The following is a 20,696-nucleotide window of genomic DNA, read 5'->3' as shown; positions in this document are numbered from 1 at the left end:
CGCAAGATGCGTCAGATCATGGCGTCGTTACCCGATCCGCGCCAAGATGGCCGCGTGACACAGGAGGTGCGTGATGGACGACGTGGTGAAACTGCTCAAGGGCACGGTCGAGGAGCTGGAGAAGCTGCTCACCGCGAAGAATGTGCTGGGCGATCCCATCGACCGCGATGGCGCGACCGTGATCCCGCTGGTGAGCTATGGCTTCGGCTTCGGTGCGGGCGGCGGCACGGGGACGGCGCCCAGCAGCGGCATGGGCACGGCAGCGGGCGGCGGGGTGAAGCCGGTGGGTGCGATCATCCTCGATGCTGACGGGGCGCGGGTCGAACCCATCCGCAGCAACGCCGCCAGCATGGCCGAGGCGATCGGATCGACGGTCACCAAGGTGATGAAGGCGCGGTCTGGCGCCAAGGACGCCCCGGACGAGGGTGAGGCGTGAACCTTGCCCTCGGGCTGCTTGGTGGCCTTGGGGCTGTCCTGTTGCTGGGGCTATTCATGCTGCTCGTTCTGCCCGTGCGCGTGATGGCGCGGGCGGATGAGAGCGGTCTTCTGCTACGAGTGAGCCTGCTGGCGGGGTTGGTCCCGCTTACGCTGGTCGACAGCAGCCGTCCGCCGTCACCGCGCAAGGCCAAGACCAAGGCCGCGACCGGGGATGGCAAGGGGTGGCGCCCTTCGCGGAAGATGCTGAGTGCCGGCTTTCGGGCGGCGCTGGAGGCCTTGAGGACCTTGCGGATCGAACGGTTGCGGGCCGAGGTGCGGCTGGGCCTTGGTGATCCGGCGCTGACCGGCGAATTCTATGGCCGCGCGATGGGGGCGGTGGCCGCCTTGTCGCTGGGGGATCGGCTGCGGCTGGTGCCGTTGTTCGACCGTCAGGCCTTGGAGGGGCAGGGCGAGGCCATCGTCTCCCTCGTGCCGGCGCGACTGCTGCCGGTGGCGGTCCGGTTTCTCTGGGCACTGCGATGAGCGTTGAATTCACGAACAAAATCCATCTGGGTCATAAGGTGACGCACGGCGCGTGGAGCGTTGCTGGGGTTGCGGCGCTGGCCATGGATGCCTATGTCTCGGCTCAGGCCACGGCGGTCTCGGGCCGGCTGGTGCCGGTCGCGGTGATGATCGAGGGGCCGGGTGGACGACAGGCCTTTGCTCCCTCGGGCGAGGTGCTGGACGAGGTCGCGCTCGAGGCCCTGTTGCCGGGCGCTTGGGAGGCCTTTGCAGCGCAGACGCCGTCCACGGCGCCGCACGCGTAACCAAGCGCGAAAAAATCTCACGACCCGAGTGTTGACACCGAAAACTTGGCTGCCTACCTAGGGCGTCGTTAGCACTCGCCAACGCTGAGTGCTAAAAGCATTCGAACTGAACCCTAGGGAGTGTTCACTGATGGCTTTCCAACCCCTCCACGACCGCGTGCTGGTCCGCCGCGTGCAGAGCGACGAGAAGACCAAGGGCGGTCTGATCATCCCCGACTCGGCGAAAGAAAAGCCGGCTGAAGGCGAAATCGTCGCCGTCGGCACCGGCGCGCGCAAGGACTCGGGCGAGCTGATCGAAATGGCCGTCAAGGCCGGCGATCGCGTCCTGTTCGGCAAATGGTCGGGCACCGAAGTCACCGTCGACGGTGAAGAGCTGCTGATCATGAAGGAAAGCGACATCCTCGGCATCATCGCCTGAGCTGTCCTTCCGACCTGATCCAGAAACCCAATTCAAGGAGCATCCCCAATGGCTGCTAAAGACGTCAAGTTCGGCACCGACGCCCGCGACAAGATCCTGAAGGGCGTGAACGTCCTGGCCGACGCCGTGAAAACCACCCTCGGCCCGAAAGGCCGCAACGTGGTCATCGACAAGTCGTTCGGCGCCCCGCGCATCACCAAGGACGGCGTCACCGTCGCCAAGGAAATCGAACTGGCTGACAAGTTCGAGAACATGGGCGCGCAGATGGTGAAGGAAGTCGCTTCCCGCACCAACGACGAAGCCGGCGACGGCACCACCACCGCTACCGTTCTGGCTCAGGCCATCGTGCGCGAAGGCATGAAAGCCGTCGCCGCCGGCATGAACCCGATGGACCTGAAGCGCGGCATCGACATGGCGACCGCCAAAGTCGTCGAGACCATCAAGGCTGCTGCCCGCCCGGTCGCCGATTCGGACGAAGTTGCTCAGGTCGGCACGATCTCGGCCAACGGCGAAGCCGTCATCGGCCGCTTCATCGCTGACGCGATGCAGAAAGTCGGCAACGAGGGTGTCATCACCGTCGAAGAGAACAAGGGCATGGAGACGGAAGTCGAAGTGGTCGAAGGCATGCAGTTCGACCGTGGCTACCTGTCGCCCTACTTCGTCACCAACCCGGACAAGATGATTGCCGAGCTGGAAGACTGCTTCATCCTGCTGCACGAGAAGAAGCTCTCGTCGCTGCAGCCGATGGTCCCGCTGCTCGAGCAAGTGATCCAGTCGCAAAAGCCGCTGCTGATCATCGCCGAGGACGTCGAAGGCGAAGCGCTGGCGACCCTCGTGGTCAACAAGCTGCGTGGCGGCCTGAAGATCGCTGCCGTCAAGGCTCCGGGCTTCGGTGATCGCCGCAAGGCCATGCTGCAGGACATCGCGATCCTGACCGGCGGTCAGGTGATCTCGGAAGATCTGGGCATGAAGCTTGAGAACGTCGGCATGGACATGCTGGGCGTTGCCAAGAAAGTCTCGATCAACAAGGACAACACCACGATCGTGGACGGCACCGGCGAGAAAGCCGAGATCGAAGCCCGCGTGGCCCAGATCCGTCAGCAGATCGAGGAAACCTCCTCGGACTACGACCGTGAGAAGCTGCAAGAGCGTCTGGCCAAGCTGGCCGGCGGTGTTGCTGTCATCCGCGTCGGCGGCATGACCGAGATCGAAGTGAAAGAGCGCAAGGACCGCGTCGATGACGCCCTGAACGCGACCCGCGCGGCCGTGCAGGAAGGCGTGATCGTCGGTGGTGGCGTCGCGCTGGTGCAGGCTGGCAAAGGCCTCGAAGGTCTGGCTGGCATCAACAGCGACCAGAACGCCGGTATCGCCATCGTGCGCCGCGCCCTGGAAGCTCCGCTGCGTCAGATCGCTGACAACGCTGGCGTCGACGGCGCCGTCGTGGCTGGCAAGGTCAAGGAATCGACCGACGTCAACTTCGGCTTCAACGCCCAGACCGAAGAATATGGCGACATGTTCAAGTTCGGCGTGATCGATCCGGCCAAGGTGACCCGCACCGCTCTCGAGGACGCTGCCTCGATCGCCGGCCTGCTGATCACCACCGAAGCCATGATCGCTGACAAGCCCGAGCCGAAAGGTGCTGCCGGCGGCGGCATGCCCGACATGGGCGGCATGGGCGGCATGGGCGGCATGATGTAATCTGCCGACCATCAGGTCTTAGGAAAGGGGCGCTCCGATCGGGGCGCCCCTTTTCCGTATCCGGTTTGAGTATTTGCGGCAGAGTGAAAGGGCAGGCGCCGGCGCGAGATGGCGGGCCGGGGCATTTGAGTATTTTGAACAAGGTGAGGGGGGCGGGGTCAGAAACCGGTGGCGAGCAGGCTTTCGAGGCGCACGAAGCTGTCCTCCAGCCCCTCGGCGAGGCCGCCGGCCAGCATCTCGTCGCGCGCGGCGGCATCGGGCAGGCGCATGTGCAGCATCAGGTTGGTGCCGCCCGCCTCCTCGGCCAGCAGCGTCTCGATGACATTCTCGGGCGAGGCCTCGGGGACATGCATCCGTTCGACATGCAGCATCCGATAGGGCGGTTCGGCCTCGAGGACCTCGCCGGTCAGGGTCAGCACTTGTCCCATCCGGTCGGACCATTCCAGATGGATCAGTCCGCCCATGCGCGGGTCGAACTGCGCGCGGGTCATCGGCCAGCCGGGCGGGCCCATCATCCAGCGCCCCAGCAACGCGGGGCTGGTATAGGCCTGCCAGACCCGATCGGGCAGCGCATCAAGACGGCGGGTGAAAACCAGCGCGCTGCCCCCTTCTTTCGTGCAGCGCAGCAGCATCTTACCAATGCGGCGGGCGTTGGTCGGCCAGCGGGATCTCGGTGCCCGCAGCGGCTTCCCGCTCGGCCTCGCGTTCCATCAACATGCCGGTGCGATAGGTCAGCCGGTCGAGCTGCGTGCCCTGTGCGCGGACGATATCCGACAGGTCCTCGACCGCGCGGGTGAGGTGGGCGATGCGTTCTTCAAGGTCTTCGATCCGGGCCATGCTCCATTTAGCGCCGCCGCCGGGCCGCGGTCAATGCGGGACGGGGTCTGCCGCTCCTTGCCGCCGCGCCCCCCTTGGGCTAGACCACGCGCGGACAAAGCCGGATGCGATCATGAGCAAGACCAAAGTATTCCGTCCCAAGGCCGAAACGCCGAAGGGTTTCCGCGACTATTTCGGTGCCGAAGTGACGGCCCGCAAGGCGATGCTGGATCGCATCGCGGCGGTCTATCATCGCTATGGCTTCGACCCCTTGGAGACCTCGGCCGTCGAGACCGTCGAGGCGCTTGGCAAGTTCCTGCCCGATGTGGACCGCCCGAACGAGGGGGTCTTCGCCTGGCAGGAAGAGGACCAGAACTGGCTCGCGCTGCGCTATGACCTGACGGCGCCCTTGGCCCGGGTCGCGGCGCAGTACCGCAACGACCTGCCCGCGCCCTACCGCCGCTACGCGATGGGGCCGGTCTGGCGCAACGAGAAGCCCGGTCCGGGCCGTTTCCGCCAGTTCTATCAATGCGATGCGGATACCGTGGGGGCCTCGACCGTGGCCGCCGATGCGGAAATCTGCGCGATGCTGGCCGATGTGTTCGAGGATCTGGGCCTCGGCGGCGATTTCGTCGTGCGCATCAATAACCGCAAGGTGCTGAACGGCGTATTGGTTTCGGTGTTCGGTTTCGGCGATCCGAGTGATCGCGATGCCCTTGACCAAAACATTGATGCGCTAAAGAACACGATGGAGAAGCACGACGCCATCCTTCGAACGATCGATAAGTTCGACAAGGTTGGATCAGATGGCGTCATCGAGCTTCTCACGGCCGGGCGCAAAGATGCGTCTGGTGCGTTCATCGATGGCGTTGGCCTGTCTCGTGAGCAAGCAGATCGAGTGATGGCTTTCTTGCTTGCACGGGGGGCTGACAACGCTGAGACCATCGCGAATCTCAAAAGTGCAGTTGGAGACAGCGGGATTGGCGCCGAGGGCGTGGCCGAGCTGGAAGAGATGGCCGCGCTGCTGGCGGCACAGGGCTATGGCTCGGACCGTGTGGTCATCGACCCCTCGGTCGTGCGCGGCCTTGGCTATTACACCGGCCCTGTGTTCGAGGCCGAACTCACCTTCGAGATCCTCGACGAGAAGGGCCGCAAGCGCCAGTTCGGCTCGGTCGCAGGCGGCGGTCGCTATGATGACCTCGTGAAGCGCTTCACCGGTCAGGCCGTTCCGGCGACCGGCGTCTCGATTGGCGTGGACCGTCTGCTGGCCGCTCTGCAGGCCAAGGGGCGGATCGTCACGGACACGACCGGCCCAGTGGTGGTGACGGTCATGGACCGCGCCCGGATGGCCGAATACCAGAAGATGGTGGGCGAGCTGCGCCGCGCGGGCATCCGCGCCGAGGTCTATCTCGGCAACCCCAAGAACTTCGGCAACCAGTTGAAATACGCCGATAAACGCGGCGCGCCGGTAGCGATCATCCAAGGCACCGACGAGGCCGAGCGCGGCATGGTGCAGGTCAAGGACCTGATCCTCGGCGCGAAGATCGCCGAGAACGCGACGCTGGAGGAATGGAAGGAGCGCCCGGCGCAGGTTGAAGTGCCGGTGGCCGATCTGGTCGCGACCGTGAAGGGCATGCTGGCCCAGGACGACCGGAAATGAGCATCGTCACGCCCGCGGCCCGCGCCGAAGGCCAGCGGCTGTTCGGCGCCTTCCAGACCTGGGGCGCCGTCCCGGTCGAGGCGGCCGTGCTGCAACCCGCCGAGACGCTGCTCGACCTCTATGGTGAGGACATCCGCGCCCGCGCCTATGTCACGCAGGACCCGCTACAGGGCGAGATGATGCTGCGCCCGGACTTCACCGTCCCCGTCGTGCAGGCCCACATGGCCGGCGGCGCAGAGCCTGCGCGCTACTGCTATCTGGGCGAGGTGTTCCGCAAGCAGGAGGGGGCCTCGACCAAGGCCTCCGAATACCTGCAGGTAGGCTATGAGGTCTTTGACCGCGACCAGCCGCTCCGTGCCGATGCCGAGGTTTTTGCGCTGTTTTCCCGCATGTTGGCCGGCAAGGGCCTGCGCGCGGCGACAGGCGATATCGGTATCCTGATCGCCGCCGTGAAGGGCTTGCCGACCTCGGACACCCGCAAGGCAGCCCTGATGCGCCATCTCTGGCGTCCGGGTCGCTTCCGGGCGCTGCTCGAGCGTTTCGCCGGTCGCGCACCGCTGCCCAAGGGGCGAGAGGCGCTGCTGGATCGGCTGGCGAAGGGTGACAAGGTCGAAAGCCCCGCGCCGCAGATCGGCCTGCGCTCGCGCGCCGAGATCGAGGCGCGGATGACCAAACTCTCCGAGGATGCCGCCACCGCGCCGATCCCCGCCGCCGTGGTCGACGCGCTGGAGGCGCTGCTCAAGGTCGCCGACAAGGCCCCGAAGGCGCTGGAAGCGATGCGCGCGCTGGCGGCCGACATGCCCTGGATCGCGCCCTCGCTCGACCTCTTCGAGCAGCGCTTGCAGGTGCTGGCGGCGCATGGCGTGGCGGTCGACGACCTCGATTTCGAGGCCAGCTACGGCCGCACCACGCTGGAATATTACGACGGCTTCGTCTTCGGCTTCTATGCCGAGGCGCGGCCGGATCTGGCCCCGGTGGCCACCGGCGGGCGCTATGACGCGCTGACGACGGTGCTGGGGCAGGGACGCTCGATTCCGGCGGTCGGAGGTGTGATCCGCCCGGCGCTGCTGGTCGAACTGGGGGGCGTGGCATGAGCGTGAAGATCGGCGTGCCCTCGAAGGGCCGGTTGATGGAGAAGACCTTCGACTGGTTCGCCGAGCGCGGCATCACCATGAAGCGCACCGGGGCTGAGCGGGAGTATTCCGGCGCGGTCGAGGGGGTCGAGGGCGTGGACTTGGTGCTGCTCTCCGCCTCGGAAATCCCGCGCGAACTGGCGGCGGGGCGCATCCATATGGGCGTGACCGGCACAGACCTCGTGCGCGAGAAACTGGGCGCGAACAATGGCTTGGTCGACGAAGTTGCGCCAATGGGCTTCGGCCATGCCGACCTGATCATCGCGGTGCCGGAATGCTGGGTCGATGTCGAGACGCTTGATGACCTCGACGCGGCGGCCTCGGCTTTCCGGTCCGAGCATGGCTTCCGGCTGCGGATCGCGACGAAATATCACCGGCTGGTGCGCGACTATCTGCGCGCGCAGGGCGTGGCGGATTACCAGCTGGTCGACAGTCAGGGCGCAACCGAGGGCACGATCCGCAACCTGACGGCCGAGGCCGTGGCGGATATCACCTCGACCGGCGAGACGCTGCGCGCAAACCACCTGAAGATCCTCGAGGCCGAGCCGATCCTGCGCTCGCAGGCGACACTGTTCCTGTCGCGCGTGGCGCCCTGTGATGCGGCGGAAGCCGCTGCCTTGGCGGCGTTGCGGGAGCGGCTGGCATGACCGAGACGATTGACGGCATCGAACTGGTTCGCGCCGTGGTCTGGGACTTCGATGGCGTGCTGAACCGCGCCGGACGCCCCGATGCCTCGGGCGTGTTCCCGTGGCAGGCCAAGGTCGGCGAGGAGCTGGGCATCGACGCTGTGTCGATGGGCAGGGCAGTGTTTGGGCGCGACAAACAGGCGCTTTTCACTGGCAAGGACGACGTCATGGACCGGCTCGCCGATTGGGCCGAGGCCGAGGGCGTCGATCTGGACCCCGAGGACGTGCTGGAGATCTGGTTCGAGGCTGATCACGACCCCGATCCGGAGCTGGACCGGGTGCTGGCCCTGTTGGCCGAGGCCGGCGTGGCGCAGGTGATCCTGACGAACAACGAGGCCCGCCGCGCGCGTTGGATCGCCCAAGATGCCGGTTGGGGCGAGAAGGTCGACGCGATCTATGCCTCGGGCGAGATCGGGATGATGAAGCCGGATGCGGCGGTCTATCAGTATCTGGAACAGGCGCTGGACATGCCGGCGCATGAGATCCTGCTGATCGACGATACGCCGAAGAATGTCGAGGCGGCGGAGAAGCGCGGCTGGCTGGGCTGGGATTACACGACCGGCGGCTCGATGGCCTTGGTGCAGGCGTTGATGCCGCTGCTGCTGAAGGCGCAGGGCTGAGGTTCAGTTGTCAGGCAAAAAGAAAAACCGCGCGAGGCCAGGGGCTTCGCGCGGTTTCTTTGTTTTTGTGGCTCACTCGGCCAGCGCCAGAAGCTGCCGATTGGTGATTGTACCTTCCGAGGACACAAGCCCCGCCGTGCGGCTGTCCGACAGCAGATCCCGCAGGTCCACGGCGCGGCCATTGACGTAAGCGGTGCGCGAGACCAGCCGGATGCCATGGCTGTAGTCGGCGTACTGCGCACCGTGCACGGTGCTGAGCGGCTGGATGGCGCGCCCGTTGCGCTGGTGCCAGCCGTAGATCGCCACGCGACCGGGGTTCGACTGCAGACGGTTCGTCAGCACGAGGTCCTTCTTGTGACCCGATACCAGCTGCCCCAGACGCCCCCCGGCTTGGGACAATTGCCCCTGCACCGTGGTGTTGTGGCGCATGAAATAGCCGGTCGTCGACATGGCCGAGGTCGGATCCATCGGCGAGGGGCTCAGACGGACCTGCGCTTGTTGATAGATCGCGTCGACCATGGTCGTGGTCGGCAGGACCATGTCGAAACGCTCGGCCACGCGCATCGCGGCAGGCAGGCCCAGCGGCACGCGGACGAAATCACGGTTCGAGCCCACGGCAAGGTAGTCCGGCATCACGCAGATGGTGACGCGGGTCTGCTGGCCGTTAACCGAGCCCGTGAAGGTCACCGGAACCAGATTGCGCAGGAAGTCCGGGATGTTGCCCTGCAGGACTTCACCAATCACGGCACCGTCGCGCTCACTGCCGCCGGCATTGCCGAGGTGGCTGACCACGGTGCTGCCTTCTGCGGCGCGGCCCGGACGGCGCGGAATGGCGCGCGTCAGGCGGTCCGAGCAGGAATCGTTGCTGCGGCCGGTCAGCGCGGGGATCTCCAGGGCGGCGGGCACGACGCGGGCCGCCGGTTGGGCGGGCGCCGCATCGGTGATCGTCGCCGGGGTGTCCAGCGCCAGGCTGGCGAGGCGCGTGACGGCCTCGGGCCGGGGCTGCGGCGTGCGCGAACGGATCAGGCCGCCGTCTTCCAACGTGGCGAGCATCGCGCGCTCGGCATCCGCGAGCGGGGCCGCGGGCGAGACGGGGATCTCGGGCTCGGCCACCAACGCCTCGGGGCGCGGCTGCGGGCGCAAGGAGCGGCGGGGCGCGCGCAGGGCGAGGGTGGCCAGCGACGGGCCTTCCTCGGTCGCCTCGGGGCGCGCTTCGGGGACCCGAAGGACCAACGAGCCCAAGGGGGCGGTGCCTTCAGGGGCCAGTTGCAGCGCGGGGGCTGAGGTCGACTCGGCCTCCGCTTCGGCGCGCGGCAGGCTGGCGAAGACCGGGTGTTCGGTCTCGGCCCGGGCCATGCGGGGCGCGGGATGCGGTTCGGCCGGGATGGCGAAGCGGGGCGCGCTGTAGCCTTCCGGTGCGACCGGGGCGGCGACAACGGGCGGCTCGGCTTCAGAAGCCGGGGCGCCGGCGGGCGCGATGATGCGGCCGCGGGGCAGGACGCCACCATGGGCATAGCCGTCGGCTGCGAAAGGCGCATCCGTCAGGGTGGCGCTGGCCATCCAGATCTGTGGTGCGGTGTCGGCCGTTTGCGGGGCCGGGCTGCGGGTGATCGCCGCAAGCGCCTGCGTGACGGCCCCCCGCTGTTCAGCGGGTGCCCGTGCCGCCGTCAGTGCTGCGACGGCGGTCCGGTTGGCGGGCGTCTCCATCAGCATCTGCGCGCTGATGGCGATCAGGGTCAATGCCCCGAGGCCCGTTCCAACCAGAGTAAGCCGCCCCGCTACCGCGGAGAGGCGCGCCTTTGCGGCACGCGTTTCGTTCATGTCCCTCGTCATGCCTATAGACGTACCGGGGTATTGCCTAACGAGCAATGAATCCGTTTCCGGACCGGCAAAGGATCGGCGGCGGTTTGCCGACGCAGAATGGCCGATTCACCCTGTCAAAAAAGGGGTGCTCTTGCGTTTTTCGCACTTGCAGCATCAGCGGCGTCGTGGCGGGAGCGTCGACAAACCGGTGCTGTTGGCGAATTTCAGGCCTCAACCAAATGGTTACGCCCTGCGGTGACCGTGTCCGGAACGGCCTGGTGAGGCAAGGGTGCGCTTGCGGCATCGCCGTGACGTGAGCGACGAATTGCCGATCGCGCGGCTGGAAGTTAACGGCCGGATCGTGAATTTGACCGTTCGGTAAACCCGCGGGTCGGGCTGACAGGCGCAACGGGAATGCTGCAGGGCAGCATTCGGGGCCGAAATCGGCGCCCGCCAGCCCCGAATCGCATCATAGCGAGGTGCGTTTGAACAGCGCCTCGGGCAGCAATCGGATCACCGTCATCACCGCCAGCCAGATCGGTTTGACATAGAGCGTGTTGCGATGGTGCTTCTGCGCGTTCCAGATCGCCGTGGCGACCTCGGCCGGTTGGGCGGTCAGGCGCGGGTTCAGGGGCAGTCCTTCGGTCATGCGGGTGGCGACGAAGCCCGGCTTCACCGTCATCACATGCACGCCTTTCTTGGCCAGCCGGTTGCGCAGGCCCGACAGGAAGGCCGTGAAGCCCGCCTTGGCCGAGCCATAGACGTAGTTCGACGCGCGCCCGCGGTCGCCGGCGACCGAAGAGATGCCGATGATCGTGCCGTGGCCACGAGCCTCCATCCGTTCGGCCAAGGCGCCGAGGATCAGGGCCGGGCCTTCATAGTTGGAGCGCATGACCACCGCGGCGGCCTCGGGGTTCGCCTGCGAAGCCGGCTGGTCGCCCATGAAGCCCACCGCACAGAGGACGGTGTCGGGCAGGACGTGCAGGGCCTCAAGGAACGCTGCGAACCCTGCGGTGTCCAGCACGTCGAAGGTGTGGGTGCTGACCTCGACCCGGTGGCGCAAGCGCAGGTCCTGGGCTTCGGCGGCGAGCGCCTCGGGGTCGCGGGCGGCAAGTTGCAGGTCATAGCCCTCGGCCGCGTATTTCTGGGCGCAGGCCTGCGCCATGTCCGACGTCGCGCCGAGGATCAGGAGGGTGGGTTTCATGTTCCGAGCCTTTCGCTCTGGGCCGAGGTGAAGGCCGCCTTCAGGCCGGTGTCCTGCCGCATCCGCGCGAACTCCGCCCAGCGGGGATCGGTGCGGCGCAGGGTCTCGGCGCTGATGCGGCTGTCCTTGGCGAGGTAGAAGCGCCCGCCATGACCGGCGGTGATCGCGTCCAGCATGGGCATCAGCGCAAGGCTGCGGGTGTTGACGGGGAAGTCGAGGGCCAGTGTGTAGCCCTCCATCGGGAAGGAGAGGCGGCTTTCCTGCGGGCCGAAGCGCTTCAACACGGCGAGGAAGCTGCCCGAACCCGAAGCCGAGATCGCGCGCAGGATCTGGGTCAGGCCCTCGGCCTTCGTCTCCAGAGGGACCACGCATTGGAATTGCATGAAACCGCGGCGGCCGTAGATGCGGTTCCAGTCGCGGATCGCGTCGAGCGGGTAGAAGAACGGCTCCCAGCCTATGAGCCCCGTGCCGGTCGAGAGGCGGCCCTTGTGGTAATAGAGCTCGTTGAAGGCGCGGATCGACCAGCGGTTCAGGGCGATGCCGGGGAAGTCGACCGGGACGCGCGGGCTGAGGTGGCCACGCGCGGCGAAAGGGTTGGCGCGTTTTGCGGGGGGCAGCTGGTCGAGCGTCGCGTGCTCGCCGTTCATCACCAGCGAGCGGCCCATACGGTCGCCAGTGGCGGCACAGTCGATCCAGGCCATGGAATAGGTGGCGGAATAGGTGGCCTCGAAGGCGTCAAGCGCGGCCTGCAGGTTCGGCGCGGCGATCGAGGTCTGGCGGATCCAGCCTGATTGCACCTTCTTCAGCCTGATCGCCGCGCGCAGGATCACGCCGGTCAGGCCCATCCCGCCGAGGGTCCAGTGGAACAGATCGGCATTGCGGTCGCGGGCACAGCGGCGGACGATGCCATCGGCGCCCATCAGGTCGAACCAGTCGACGAAGGTGCCGAACGAGCCCTCGGTATGGTGGTTCTTGCCATGCACGTCCGAGGCAATGGCGCCGCCGAGCGAGACGAATTGCGTGCCGGGCGTGACCGACAGGAACCAGCCGCGCGGCAGGAAGGCGGCGATGATGTCCTTCAGCGTGACGCCGGCCTCGGCCACCAGCTGGCCGGTCTCGGGGTCGAAGTCGAGCATGTGGTTCATCCGCGCGGTCGAGAGCGCATGCGCCCCGATGGCGGCGTCGCCGTATGCCCGGCCCATGCCGCGCGCGATCAGCGGGCCGCCGGCGATGAGCGCGGCGATCTCGGCCTCGGTCCGGGGGGTGGAGACCTGACCTTCGGTGCGGGGGAACCGGCCCCATCCCATCAGTTGCATGGCACAGCCTCCGGGCGGGCGAAGACAAAGCGGCGGTCGAGCTGGTATTTCACCACATAGCCGATGGCGAGGCCGATCACCGCGCCCAGCTCGCGCGCCTCATGGCTTTGGGTGAGGGCCCAGGCGAGGGTCTCGGCGCCCCAGAAGATCGCGGTCGTGACCAGCCCCATCGCCGTGTAGAGCGAGAACTTCTTGCCGTGCGCCTTCACCCCGGTCTCGGTGTCGGCAAAGATCCAACGCTTGTCGAGGATGTATTTCACCACAAGGCCCAGCCCCGTGCCGGCGATGATCGCCAAGGTGAACAACAAGGGCCCCTCGCCAAGTGTCAGGACCGCGCGCTGTGCGCCAAGGTTGGCGATCGTCGCCACGATTGCGAAGGCGCTGTAGCGGATCAGCAGGGTCCAGCCGGTCACCATGCCAGCACCTTGGCGGCGATGAACAGCGCGGCAATAAGCGCCACGCTGACCAGACTGACTGGATCGCGTGCGGCGAAGACCGTGGGATCGTCATCCATCTTCCCGCGCGAGGCCACCAGCACCATACGCGACACCCAATACAGCAGGACAAGGCAGGCGGCCCAAAGCAGCAGCGGGTGGTTGTAGAGGGTCAGAACCTCGGGCTCGTTGAGATACAGCATCAGGACCAGCACGGCGACGAAGCCCGCGGCGGTGGCCATCTGCGTGACCAGCGGCAGGTCGGTGACGCGGTAGCCCCGGCCCGCAGCCTCGGTCACGCCGCGCTGGACCATGTCGACCAGCTCGGCCTGACGCTTCACGGCGCCGAGCGAGAAGAACAGGAAGGCCGAGAAGGCCATCAACCAGACAGACGGCGTGATCGAGGCCGCGGCTCCGCCGGCGATGACCCGCATGGTATAGAGGCTGGCCAAGGCACAGATATCGAGGATCGGCTTGCGCTTGAGCCAAAGGGAATAGGCCACGGTCAGAGCGTAATAGGCGGCAAGTGCCAGCAGGAAGGTGGGCGGCAGCATCAGCGCGAAGGTGATGCCCGCGGCCAGCAGGGCCGGGACCATGGCCATGCCGGTTCGCAACGGCAGCGCGCCCGAGGCCAGCGGGCGCAGGCGCTTGCGCGGGTGCAGCCGGTCCGAGCCGATGTCCAGAAGATCGTTGAGCAGATAAACCGAGGACGCCACGAGGCTGAAGGCCACAAAGGCCAGCGCGCCCATGTAGAGGGCGGTCATGTTGAAGTCATGCGCGGCGATCATCGGGAAGAAGATCAGCATGTTCTTCAGCCATTGATGCGGCCGCATCGCTTTCAGCAGCGCCGGCAGGGTGGATTTCGGCGGGCTCAGGTGCCGCGCGCCGGGGCGCAGGTCATCGACCCGGCGCCGCAACCGGCCGGAGACGCCGACGGTCATCGCCGCCCCGGCCTCGCGCCAGACGGCCATATCGGCATCGTGGTCGCCGGCATAGGTGAAGCCACCCTCGCCGAAGCGGTCGCGCAGGAAGGCGGCCTTGTTCGGGCCCTTGAGGTTCGTGGTCCCGTCCGAGGCATGGACCTCGTCGAACAGGTCGAGGTGATTGGCGATGGCGGTGGCGATCGTCTCGTCCGCAGCGGTGACCAGCGCGACCAACCCACCGGCGGCCCGCCAGTCGCGGATCACCTGCAGCACCTCGGCATTATAGGGCAGGGTGGCGGGGTCCGGGGCGCCCAAGGCCGCGAGCCGGGCCTTCAGCGCGGCCTTGCCATGCAGCAAACCGGCCAAGGCGCGCATAGGCGTGCGCCAATCGCGAGAGAACGCGGACCAGAAGGATTCGTACAGCATGTCCGAGCGCACCAGCGTCCCGTCCAGGTCGACAACCAGCACGGGCCGGACTTGGGTGGCCTGATCCATCTGCTGCATTGTCCCCGTCTAACATCCTGAACCGTCGGCGTGAAAATGGCATGGCCGGGGAAGGCGGCGCAAGAGGGGCCGGGGCAAGGCCATCAGATGGCTTGGCCCTTGGGGCGGCTGGGTGACAGCGCGGCCCGCGGCCCGCAGCGGGTGCCTATCGTTTCGGCGCGATGAGCCGTGCGAGGCGGGCCAGTTCGGCCTCGACCTTCTCGGGGCGTTTGGCGGGGCGGATGCCGGGTTCCAGCCACAGGTTCTGGATCTCCAGCCCGTCGCGTGCCGCATTGGGCCGCGCCTCCAGCCGACCGATGAAGCGATCCCCCTCCAGCAAGGGAAAGACGTAATAGCCCCATTGCCGTTTCTCGGCCGGGACGAACATCTCGACGGTATAGTCGAAGCCGAACAGCTTCTTCAGCCGCACCCGGTCGCGGATCGCCGGATCAAAGGGATTGACCACCCGCAGCCGCTGCGACGGGGGCTCCAATGCGGCAAGACGCGCCTCGATATCGGCGACGGCGACGGCCCTGTAGCGCCCGCCATCCGCCGTCTCGACCTCAATCGGCACGAGGTCGGGCGCGGCGGCAGCCCAGGCGGCAACCTCGGGCACCTCCGTTGCGTCCCAGAATTTGCGGATCTCGCCCAAAGTGCCAAAACCGATCCGGTCCAGCGCGGCATGGCACAGCCAGTCGATCTGCTCCGCCTCCGGCAGGTCGATGTCGCGCAGTTCGGCAGGGAAGACCTTCTCGGCGAGGTCGTAGAACTTGGTGAACCCCTCACGGTGGCTGGTCGCCAATTCACCGGTGTACCACAGGTAATCCAGCGCCTTCTTGTGCGGCGGGCGCGACCACATCGCGCGGTCCCCCTCGACCACGGTGTCGAAGGCGCGGGTGGAAAGCGGGCCTTCCTCGGCGACGCGGCGCTTCACATCGGCCATCAGCGCCGGGTCCATCGCCCCCCACCACGAGGACCGCGAGATCTTCTCGCCCATGCGCCGGAACTGCCGCCGCCACATCGGCAGGAACTCCATCGGCAGGACAGAGGCATCATGGGTGAAATGCTCGAACACCTTGCGGTCGCGGGCCATGAGCCGGTGCAAGTCACGCTCGCGGTAATTCTGATTGCGGCTCCACAGGATGTGGTGATGCGCCCGGGCGACGATCTGGATCGAGTCGAGCTGCACGAACCCCAGCCGGTGGATCATCGCCTCCGTGTCGAGCGGCCCGGTCGGCAGGCCCGAGAGCCCGTGCGAGGACAGCCAGAGCCAGCGCGCATCGCGGTTGGAAAGGGTCAGGGCTGTCACGGTATCCTCCAGCAAGGGAGGGGCATCTTCGCGAGATCGAGGGCGGAAGGCAACGTTCTGATGCCTTGGACGGTCGGGCTGTCCCAGAGTGGACGCCAGACGCAAATCCGTGAGGTTTCGCAGCAAGCAAGCCTTGGGTGCGGGGCGGTGAGGGTGCGGGTGGCGGATGGTTTGCGGGCCGCCGGCAGCGGGGCTTCGGCGCCTTCTCAGGCACTGGATACCGCCCGGTGGCGGGCTTTTCGAGACGTGCGGCAAACCCGCGACGCCAACACGCGGGTTTTATGCCTTGGGTTGCGTTAGGGGCTACACGGATGAACATGAGTTGTGTATACATGTTGACGAGTCAGTGCGCCATGCTGGCTCGAGGGAGGAGAATGGCGACAAGGCAGGGCTCGCGCTGTGCGAGGGCTGGTTTGAGCGGATTGGCATGTGAGCATTCGTTGCTCGTCAAGCGTTGGATCGCCCGTATCGTTGCAGTTGGGATCCGATTGGCCATCCTGTGTTGGCCCAAAGGGCGAAATGCCTTTGGCCTGGGCGGATGGCGCAAACGACGAGGTGGCGAACGCTTGAGGAGGGGTGTTCGGGGTCAAAAAGTACCGACCGGCTGTCAATGATCGCCTGAACGAGGTGCTGAGTGTATACATCCTTTGTGCTCATGCGCCGGTGCTTGGCGGGGGCTCAAAGGCTTTGTTCACACAGGTTGGCACCTTGTCAGGGTCGTGCGGCGCCCCGTCGTCCATAGATTTGCCTACTAAGTTGCTTAAGCAACAAAGTGATCCGCAATCTGCGTGGAAACCTCCCTTGAATGGCTTTCGCCGGGGGCGCTTGTGCGCCGCCCTAGAGTGACGACACTTCGAGGATCCGAGTATGCCAGAATACGTTGTCTGCAAGCTGACCGATATTCCCATGGGTCAGTCCCGCAGGTTCACTGCCGGAAAGCGCGACATCGCCATCTTCAACGTTCAAGGCGACTTGCACGCCATTGCCGACCGGTGCCCGCATGAGGGGGCAAGTCTGTGCAAGGGCGTGATCACCTCTCTGGTGTCGGGGGATGAGCCCGGCGAGTACCGGCTGGAGCGGCAGGGCGAGATGGTGCGCTGCCCCTGGCATGGTTGGGAGTTCGATATCCTGACCGGGAAGTCCTACTGCGATCCCAACCGCATGAAAGTGCGCAGCTACGACGTCAAGGTCGCGCCGGGTGAGACCTTGGCCGAGGGGCCGTATCAGATCGAAATCTACGATGTGTCCGTGCAGGACGACTACGTGATCGTGACGCTCTGAGCGGCCACGCAACAGGAGATGGAAGAATGAGTGACACTCTCGACCGGCCACGCGCGATGATCACGGCAGGGGCGATCGATACCGATGTGCATCCGCCACTGCCGCGCCAAGCCGACCTTCTGCCCTATCTCGATCCCTATTGGGCCGAGACCTTCCAGTCCCGCGATGTCGATGTGCTGGAACTGATGAGCTTCCCGGAACGCACGAAACCTTATCGCCGCGCCGATTGGCAGGGGGAGGGGGACGCGCTGGTGGCGATGCAGAAGGATCTGTTGGACCCACTGCAACTGGGGCAGGCGATCCTCAACGTTGTTTCGGGCGCCCATGCCTTGTTCGACCCGTACTTGCAGCTGGCGGTCTGTCGGGCGACGAATGACTGGCTGGCAGACCAATGGCTGTCGCGCGATGACCGGTTGCGGGCCTCGATACTGGTGCCCTTCTCGAACGTTGCCGGTGCGGTGCAGGAGATCGAGCGTCTCGCCGGTGACAAGCGCTTCGTGCAGATCCTGACGCTGGCCGCCGGGGAGCTGCCGCTGGGGCGGCAGAGCTACTGGCCGATCTTCGAGGCTGCCGAGAAACACGGCCTGCCGATAGGCATCCATGCCGGAAGCATGCTGCGTCACGCACCCAGCCATAGCGGTTATCATTCCTTCCTGATCGAGGATCACATAGCGATGACGCATGGCTTCGCCACGCAGATCGCCAGCCTGATCGCGGAAGGGGTGTTCGCCAAATATCCGGCGCTGAAGGTTGTCGCCATCGAGAGTGGCGTCTCTTGGGTGCCGCCGTTGATGTGGCGGATGTCCAAGGATTGGCGCGGCACGCGGGTCGAGGTGCCTTGGGTCAAGGACAGCCCGGCCGCCCTGATCCGCAAGCATGTGCGCCTGACCTCGCAGCCCTTCGATGCGCCTGAGGATCCGTCCGAGGTGGAGACGATGCTCTCGCATCTGCTGTCCGATGACATGCTGCTGTTCTCCAGCGATTACCCGCATTGCCATTACGAAGGGCTCGATGTGCTGCCGCGGGGTGTTCCCGAGGCAATGCTGCAAAAGGCGATGCGCGCCAATGCGCTGGCCACCTATCCCCGACTTGGAGGCTGACATGGAAGCGACCGAACTCGACCGTGAAAAGACTGCGCCGAAACGTCTGGGCGTCGTCGATTGCGACATTCACCCTGCGTTCGAGAACCCGCAAGAGCTGGGCAAATACCTGCCGCAGCGGTGGCGCGATCATATCCGTGATTATGCCCTGCGCACGCCCAACCCGTTCCTGGGGGCGATGACCTATCCGCGCATGACGCCCGGCAACGGTATGCGCCGCGACAGCTGGCCGCCCAGCGGCAAGCCGCCGGCGTCGGACCTCGGGTTTCTATGTGAACAGCTGCTCGAGCAGTGCAACATCGAGCACGGCATCCTGCAGCCGCTGGCGGCGGGGGCGGTGACCAACAATCAGGACCTTGGCGCCGCGCTCTGCGTCGGCATCAACGACTGGCAGATCGACAAGTTCGCGGGCCCGGAACCCCGTCTGCGCGCGTCGATCTGCGTGGCGCAGGAAGACGCGACCGAGGCCGTGGCCGAGATTGATCGCCGCGCCCATGATCGTCGTTTCGTGCAGGTCTCGATCCCGCCGCGCACCATCGAACCCATCGGGCGTCGCCGCTATTGGCCGATCTTTGAAGCGGCCGAGCATTACGGTCTGCCCATCGGCCTGCATACCGGCGCCTTCGGGCAACGGCCCAACACGCCCTCCGGCTGGTCTTCCTTCTATCTGGAGGAACATTACGCAGCCTCGAACAGCCTGCAGACGGTGATCGTCTCGATGATCATGGAAGGCGTGTTCGAACGATTTCCAAAGTTGAAGATCGTCGTCGTCGAGGGCGGGTTCTCGTGGGTGCCGTCGCTGGCTTGGCGGATGGACCGGGAATGGAAGCGAATGGGCGGGGAGGTGCCTCAGGTGAAGCGCAAGCCCAGCGAGTACCTTCGCGACCACTTCTGGTTCACCACGCAGCCCATTGAAGAGCCCGAGGAGAACCGGCATCTCGCCGACCTCGTGCGTTGGATTGGCGCGGATCGGCTGATGTTCTCGACCGACTATCCGCATTGGGACTTCGATGATCCTCGCTTTGCCTTCCGGACGCCGCTGGATCCTGACGATCGGGCAAAGATCTTCCGGGAGAATGCGATGGCGCTGTTCCGGTTGGATCATAGGTGAGGCGATTGAGGGCCCGTGGGTTGTGCTGGTGCATACATTGAGTGCGAAGGCAAAGCTCACGGGGTTCTTTGCTGTCTTGGCCTTGCGCCCTGACATCTGAGCTTTTTCGTTCGTGAGATCTGCAGGCGCCTCTGTGAGGAAGTGCTGTTAGAGATATGAATAAAAGAGAGAAAATGTATCTGCCGGTATTGCCGGTGGGGTGATCTCCTATGCCGGAATGATCGCGATCTTCATGCGTTAAATATAACTGGAAAATGATGTGACTCCGATGTTGCTTAATAAAATTCGCTGTGTTTGCATACATTGAGGAGAGGCGGTGTTTGCCAACTCGCGGCCCCGGAAACGGGGCGCTGGGCGGCAGAGCCGGAGGCGCGGACGCAGGTCCGCACGGGAGGAAGCACATGTCCGCTACAGCGGCCAAAGGGCCTGTTGCTGGTCCTGAGACTGGCATGGCCACCGATAAAGTCCTGCTCAGTGTCGAGGATCTGAAACTCGATCTGCGCGACGAAAACGGCTGGGTCCGTGTCCTCGACGGGGTCTCGTTCGACATCCGTCCCAAAGAGACGCTGGGCGTTGTCGGTGAGAGCGGCTGTGGCAAGTCGATGACGGCCCTGTCGATCATGCAGCTGTTGCCGCCGCGATCCGCCCGGACGGAGGGACGGATCAATTTTGCCGGCCGGGATTTGCTGTCGCTCTCTCGCCGCCAGATGAGCCGGATCCGGGGACGCAATATCTCGATGATCTTTCAGGAGCCGATGAGTGCACTGGACCCGGTGTTCACCGTGGGCGCGCAGATCCGCGAGACAGTGCAATGCCATTTCGACGTCTCCAAGCGCGAGGCCGACGAGCGCGCGATTGACGCGCTGGACAGCGTTGGTATCGCCGCGCCGCGTCAGGTGGCGCAGCTCTATCCGATGAGCCTGTCGGGCGGTATGCGCCAACGGGTGATGATCGCCATGGCGCTGGTCTGCGAGCCCGATCTGATCATTGCCGATGAGCCGACGACGGCGTTGGATGTGACAATCCAGTCGCAGATCATGGACCTGCTGCTGAACCTGTCGCAAAAGCGCGGGACAGCGATCCTGTTCATCACCCACAACCTCGCGCTGGTGTCGCAGAATTGCGACCGGATGATCACCATGTATGGCGGCCAGATCATAGAAGGCGGCCCGGTGTCCGAGGTGCTCGCCCGGCCCCTGCATCCCTACACGACGGGCTTGTTGCACTCGATCCCGGATGCAGGCCGGGCGCGGGGGACGCTCAATGCCATTCCCGGCCGCGTGCCGTCCTTGAGGGCGATGCCCCCCGGTTGCCGGTTCGAGCCGCGCTGCCCTCATGCCACCGCACATTGCACGCAAGCCGTCGCGCTTGAGCGGATCGCTGAGCGGCAGATCCGCTGCCATCGCTGGCAGGAACTGGCCGGTTCGGCAGCTCCGATGACGGCAGGTGCGCTATGA

21 protein-coding genes are annotated in these 20,696 nt (G+C 65.7%); 13 read left to right on the top strand and 8 right to left on the bottom strand.

The window, feature by feature from the left end; translation table 11 throughout:
* Positions 1 to 73 precede the first annotated feature (73 nt).
* From BCY78_RS13920 to groL, 5 genes are all read left to right on the top strand, one after another.
* Positions 74 to 436 carry a GerW family sporulation protein gene (locus BCY78_RS13920; protein ID WP_068302896.1) on the top strand — a complete coding sequence of 121 codons (363 nt, stop codon included), beginning with the start codon at positions 74 to 76 and terminating at the stop codon, positions 434 to 436.
* Positions 433 to 960, top strand: a complete 528-nt coding sequence (locus tag BCY78_RS13915; RefSeq protein WP_068302894.1) for a hypothetical protein — start codon at positions 433 to 435, stop codon at positions 958 to 960. Before BCY78_RS13920 ends, BCY78_RS13915 begins: the two co-directional genes overlap by 4 nt.
* Entirely contained in the window at positions 957 to 1,244 is a 288-nt protein-coding gene (locus BCY78_RS13910; protein ID WP_068302892.1) for a hypothetical protein, read from the top strand. Before BCY78_RS13915 ends, BCY78_RS13910 begins: the two co-directional genes overlap by 4 nt.
* A gap of 130 nt (positions 1,245 to 1,374) precedes the next feature.
* The gene (gene groES / locus BCY78_RS13905) at positions 1,375 to 1,662 is read left to right on the top strand and encodes a co-chaperone GroES (protein WP_068302891.1); all 288 of its coding nucleotides are present in this window, start codon (positions 1,375 to 1,377) and stop codon (positions 1,660 to 1,662) included.
* Between the two features lie 48 nt (positions 1,663 to 1,710).
* Positions 1,711 to 3,360, top strand: coding sequence for a chaperonin GroEL (groL, locus tag BCY78_RS13900; RefSeq protein ID WP_068302889.1), 1,650 nt, complete (start codon positions 1,711 to 1,713; stop codon positions 3,358 to 3,360).
* Between the two features lie 158 nt (positions 3,361 to 3,518).
* On the opposite strand, the gene BCY78_RS13895 is transcribed toward groL, so the two are convergent.
* Together BCY78_RS13895 and BCY78_RS13890 are read right to left on the bottom strand one after the other, a co-directional pair.
* Positions 3,519 to 3,992: an SRPBCC domain-containing protein gene (locus tag BCY78_RS13895; protein ID WP_083195037.1), complete on the bottom strand. Its 474-nt coding sequence runs from the start codon at positions 3,990 to 3,992 to the stop codon at positions 3,519 to 3,521.
* A 1-nt stretch (position 3,993) separates the two neighbouring features.
* Positions 3,994 to 4,197, bottom strand: a complete 204-nt coding sequence (locus BCY78_RS13890) for a SlyX family protein (RefSeq protein WP_068302884.1) — start codon at positions 4,195 to 4,197, stop codon at positions 3,994 to 3,996.
* 112 nt (positions 4,198 to 4,309) lie between these two features.
* Here BCY78_RS13890 and hisS point away from each other — a divergent pair, with 112 nt between their 5' ends.
* The 4 genes from hisS to BCY78_RS13870 are packed head-to-tail and all read left to right on the top strand — an operon-like array spanning position 4,310 to position 8,275.
* Complete coding sequence (gene hisS / locus BCY78_RS13885) at positions 4,310 to 5,836, top strand: histidine--tRNA ligase (protein WP_068302879.1); 1,527 nt, start codon at positions 4,310 to 4,312, stop codon at positions 5,834 to 5,836.
* 2 nt (positions 5,837 to 5,838) lie between these two features.
* Positions 5,839 to 6,930: an ATP phosphoribosyltransferase regulatory subunit gene (locus BCY78_RS13880; protein ID WP_199523158.1), complete on the top strand. Its 1,092-nt coding sequence runs from the start codon at positions 5,839 to 5,841 to the stop codon at positions 6,928 to 6,930.
* On the top strand, positions 6,927 to 7,616 hold the full coding sequence (gene hisG / locus BCY78_RS13875) for an ATP phosphoribosyltransferase (RefSeq protein WP_068302874.1): 690 nt from the start codon (positions 6,927 to 6,929) through the stop codon (positions 7,614 to 7,616). Before BCY78_RS13880 ends, hisG begins: the two co-directional genes overlap by 4 nt.
* Positions 7,613 to 8,275 (top strand): HAD family hydrolase, encoded by a 663-nt coding sequence (locus BCY78_RS13870; RefSeq protein WP_068302872.1) that lies wholly within the window; start codon positions 7,613 to 7,615, stop codon positions 8,273 to 8,275. The genes hisG and BCY78_RS13870 overlap by 4 nt, the downstream gene beginning before the upstream one ends.
* Positions 8,276 to 8,347: 72 nt before the next feature.
* Here the strand turns inward: BCY78_RS13870 and BCY78_RS13865 are convergent, their stop codons facing one another.
* From BCY78_RS13865 to BCY78_RS13840, 6 genes are all read right to left on the bottom strand, one after another.
* Positions 8,348 to 10,096 carry a hypothetical protein gene (locus BCY78_RS13865; protein ID WP_139103172.1) on the bottom strand — a complete coding sequence of 583 codons (1,749 nt, stop codon included), beginning with the start codon at positions 10,094 to 10,096 and terminating at the stop codon, positions 8,348 to 8,350.
* 451 nt (positions 10,097 to 10,547) lie between these two features.
* Entirely contained in the window at positions 10,548 to 11,282 is a 735-nt protein-coding gene (locus BCY78_RS13860) for an SDR family oxidoreductase (RefSeq protein WP_068302869.1), read from the bottom strand.
* On the bottom strand, positions 11,279 to 12,598 hold the full coding sequence (locus BCY78_RS13855) for an FAD-binding oxidoreductase (RefSeq protein WP_068302866.1): 1,320 nt from the start codon (positions 12,596 to 12,598) through the stop codon (positions 11,279 to 11,281). Before BCY78_RS13855 ends, BCY78_RS13860 begins: the two co-directional genes overlap by 4 nt.
* Positions 12,589 to 13,014: a GtrA family protein gene (locus BCY78_RS13850; protein ID WP_083195036.1), complete on the bottom strand. Its 426-nt coding sequence runs from the start codon at positions 13,012 to 13,014 to the stop codon at positions 12,589 to 12,591. The genes BCY78_RS13855 and BCY78_RS13850 overlap by 10 nt, the downstream gene beginning before the upstream one ends.
* Positions 13,008 to 14,459: a UbiA family prenyltransferase gene (locus tag BCY78_RS13845; protein ID WP_233499408.1), complete on the bottom strand. Its 1,452-nt coding sequence runs from the start codon at positions 14,457 to 14,459 to the stop codon at positions 13,008 to 13,010. The genes BCY78_RS13850 and BCY78_RS13845 overlap by 7 nt, the downstream gene beginning before the upstream one ends.
* A 145-nt stretch (positions 14,460 to 14,604) precedes the next feature.
* The gene (locus tag BCY78_RS13840) at positions 14,605 to 15,747 is read right to left on the bottom strand and encodes a winged helix-turn-helix domain-containing protein (protein WP_068302988.1); all 1,143 of its coding nucleotides are present in this window, start codon (positions 15,745 to 15,747) and stop codon (positions 14,605 to 14,607) included.
* Between the two features lie 867 nt (positions 15,748 to 16,614).
* On the opposite strand from BCY78_RS13840, the gene BCY78_RS13835 reads away from it, so the two are divergent.
* From BCY78_RS13835 to BCY78_RS13820, 4 genes are all read left to right on the top strand, one after another.
* On the top strand, positions 16,615 to 17,028 hold the full coding sequence (locus BCY78_RS13835; protein WP_068302863.1) for a Rieske (2Fe-2S) protein: 414 nt from the start codon (positions 16,615 to 16,617) through the stop codon (positions 17,026 to 17,028).
* 26 nt (positions 17,029 to 17,054) lie between these two features.
* On the top strand, positions 17,055 to 18,128 hold the full coding sequence (locus BCY78_RS13830; protein WP_083195035.1) for an amidohydrolase family protein: 1,074 nt from the start codon (positions 17,055 to 17,057) through the stop codon (positions 18,126 to 18,128).
* 1 nt (position 18,129) lies between these two features.
* The gene (locus tag BCY78_RS13825; RefSeq protein ID WP_068302861.1) at positions 18,130 to 19,239 is read left to right on the top strand and encodes an amidohydrolase family protein; all 1,110 of its coding nucleotides are present in this window, start codon (positions 18,130 to 18,132) and stop codon (positions 19,237 to 19,239) included.
* A 449-nt stretch (positions 19,240 to 19,688) separates the two neighbouring features.
* Positions 19,689 to 20,696, top strand: a complete 1,008-nt coding sequence (locus tag BCY78_RS13820; RefSeq protein ID WP_083195034.1) for an ABC transporter ATP-binding protein — start codon at positions 19,689 to 19,691, stop codon at positions 20,694 to 20,696.

This window comes from Pararhodobacter sp. CCB-MM2 (assembly GCF_001691415.1).
GTDB lineage: Bacteria > Pseudomonadota > Alphaproteobacteria > Rhodobacterales > Rhodobacteraceae > Pararhodobacter.
Note: the sequence above shows the minus strand (reverse complement) of the source record. Positions and strands in the feature narration are given on the sequence as shown.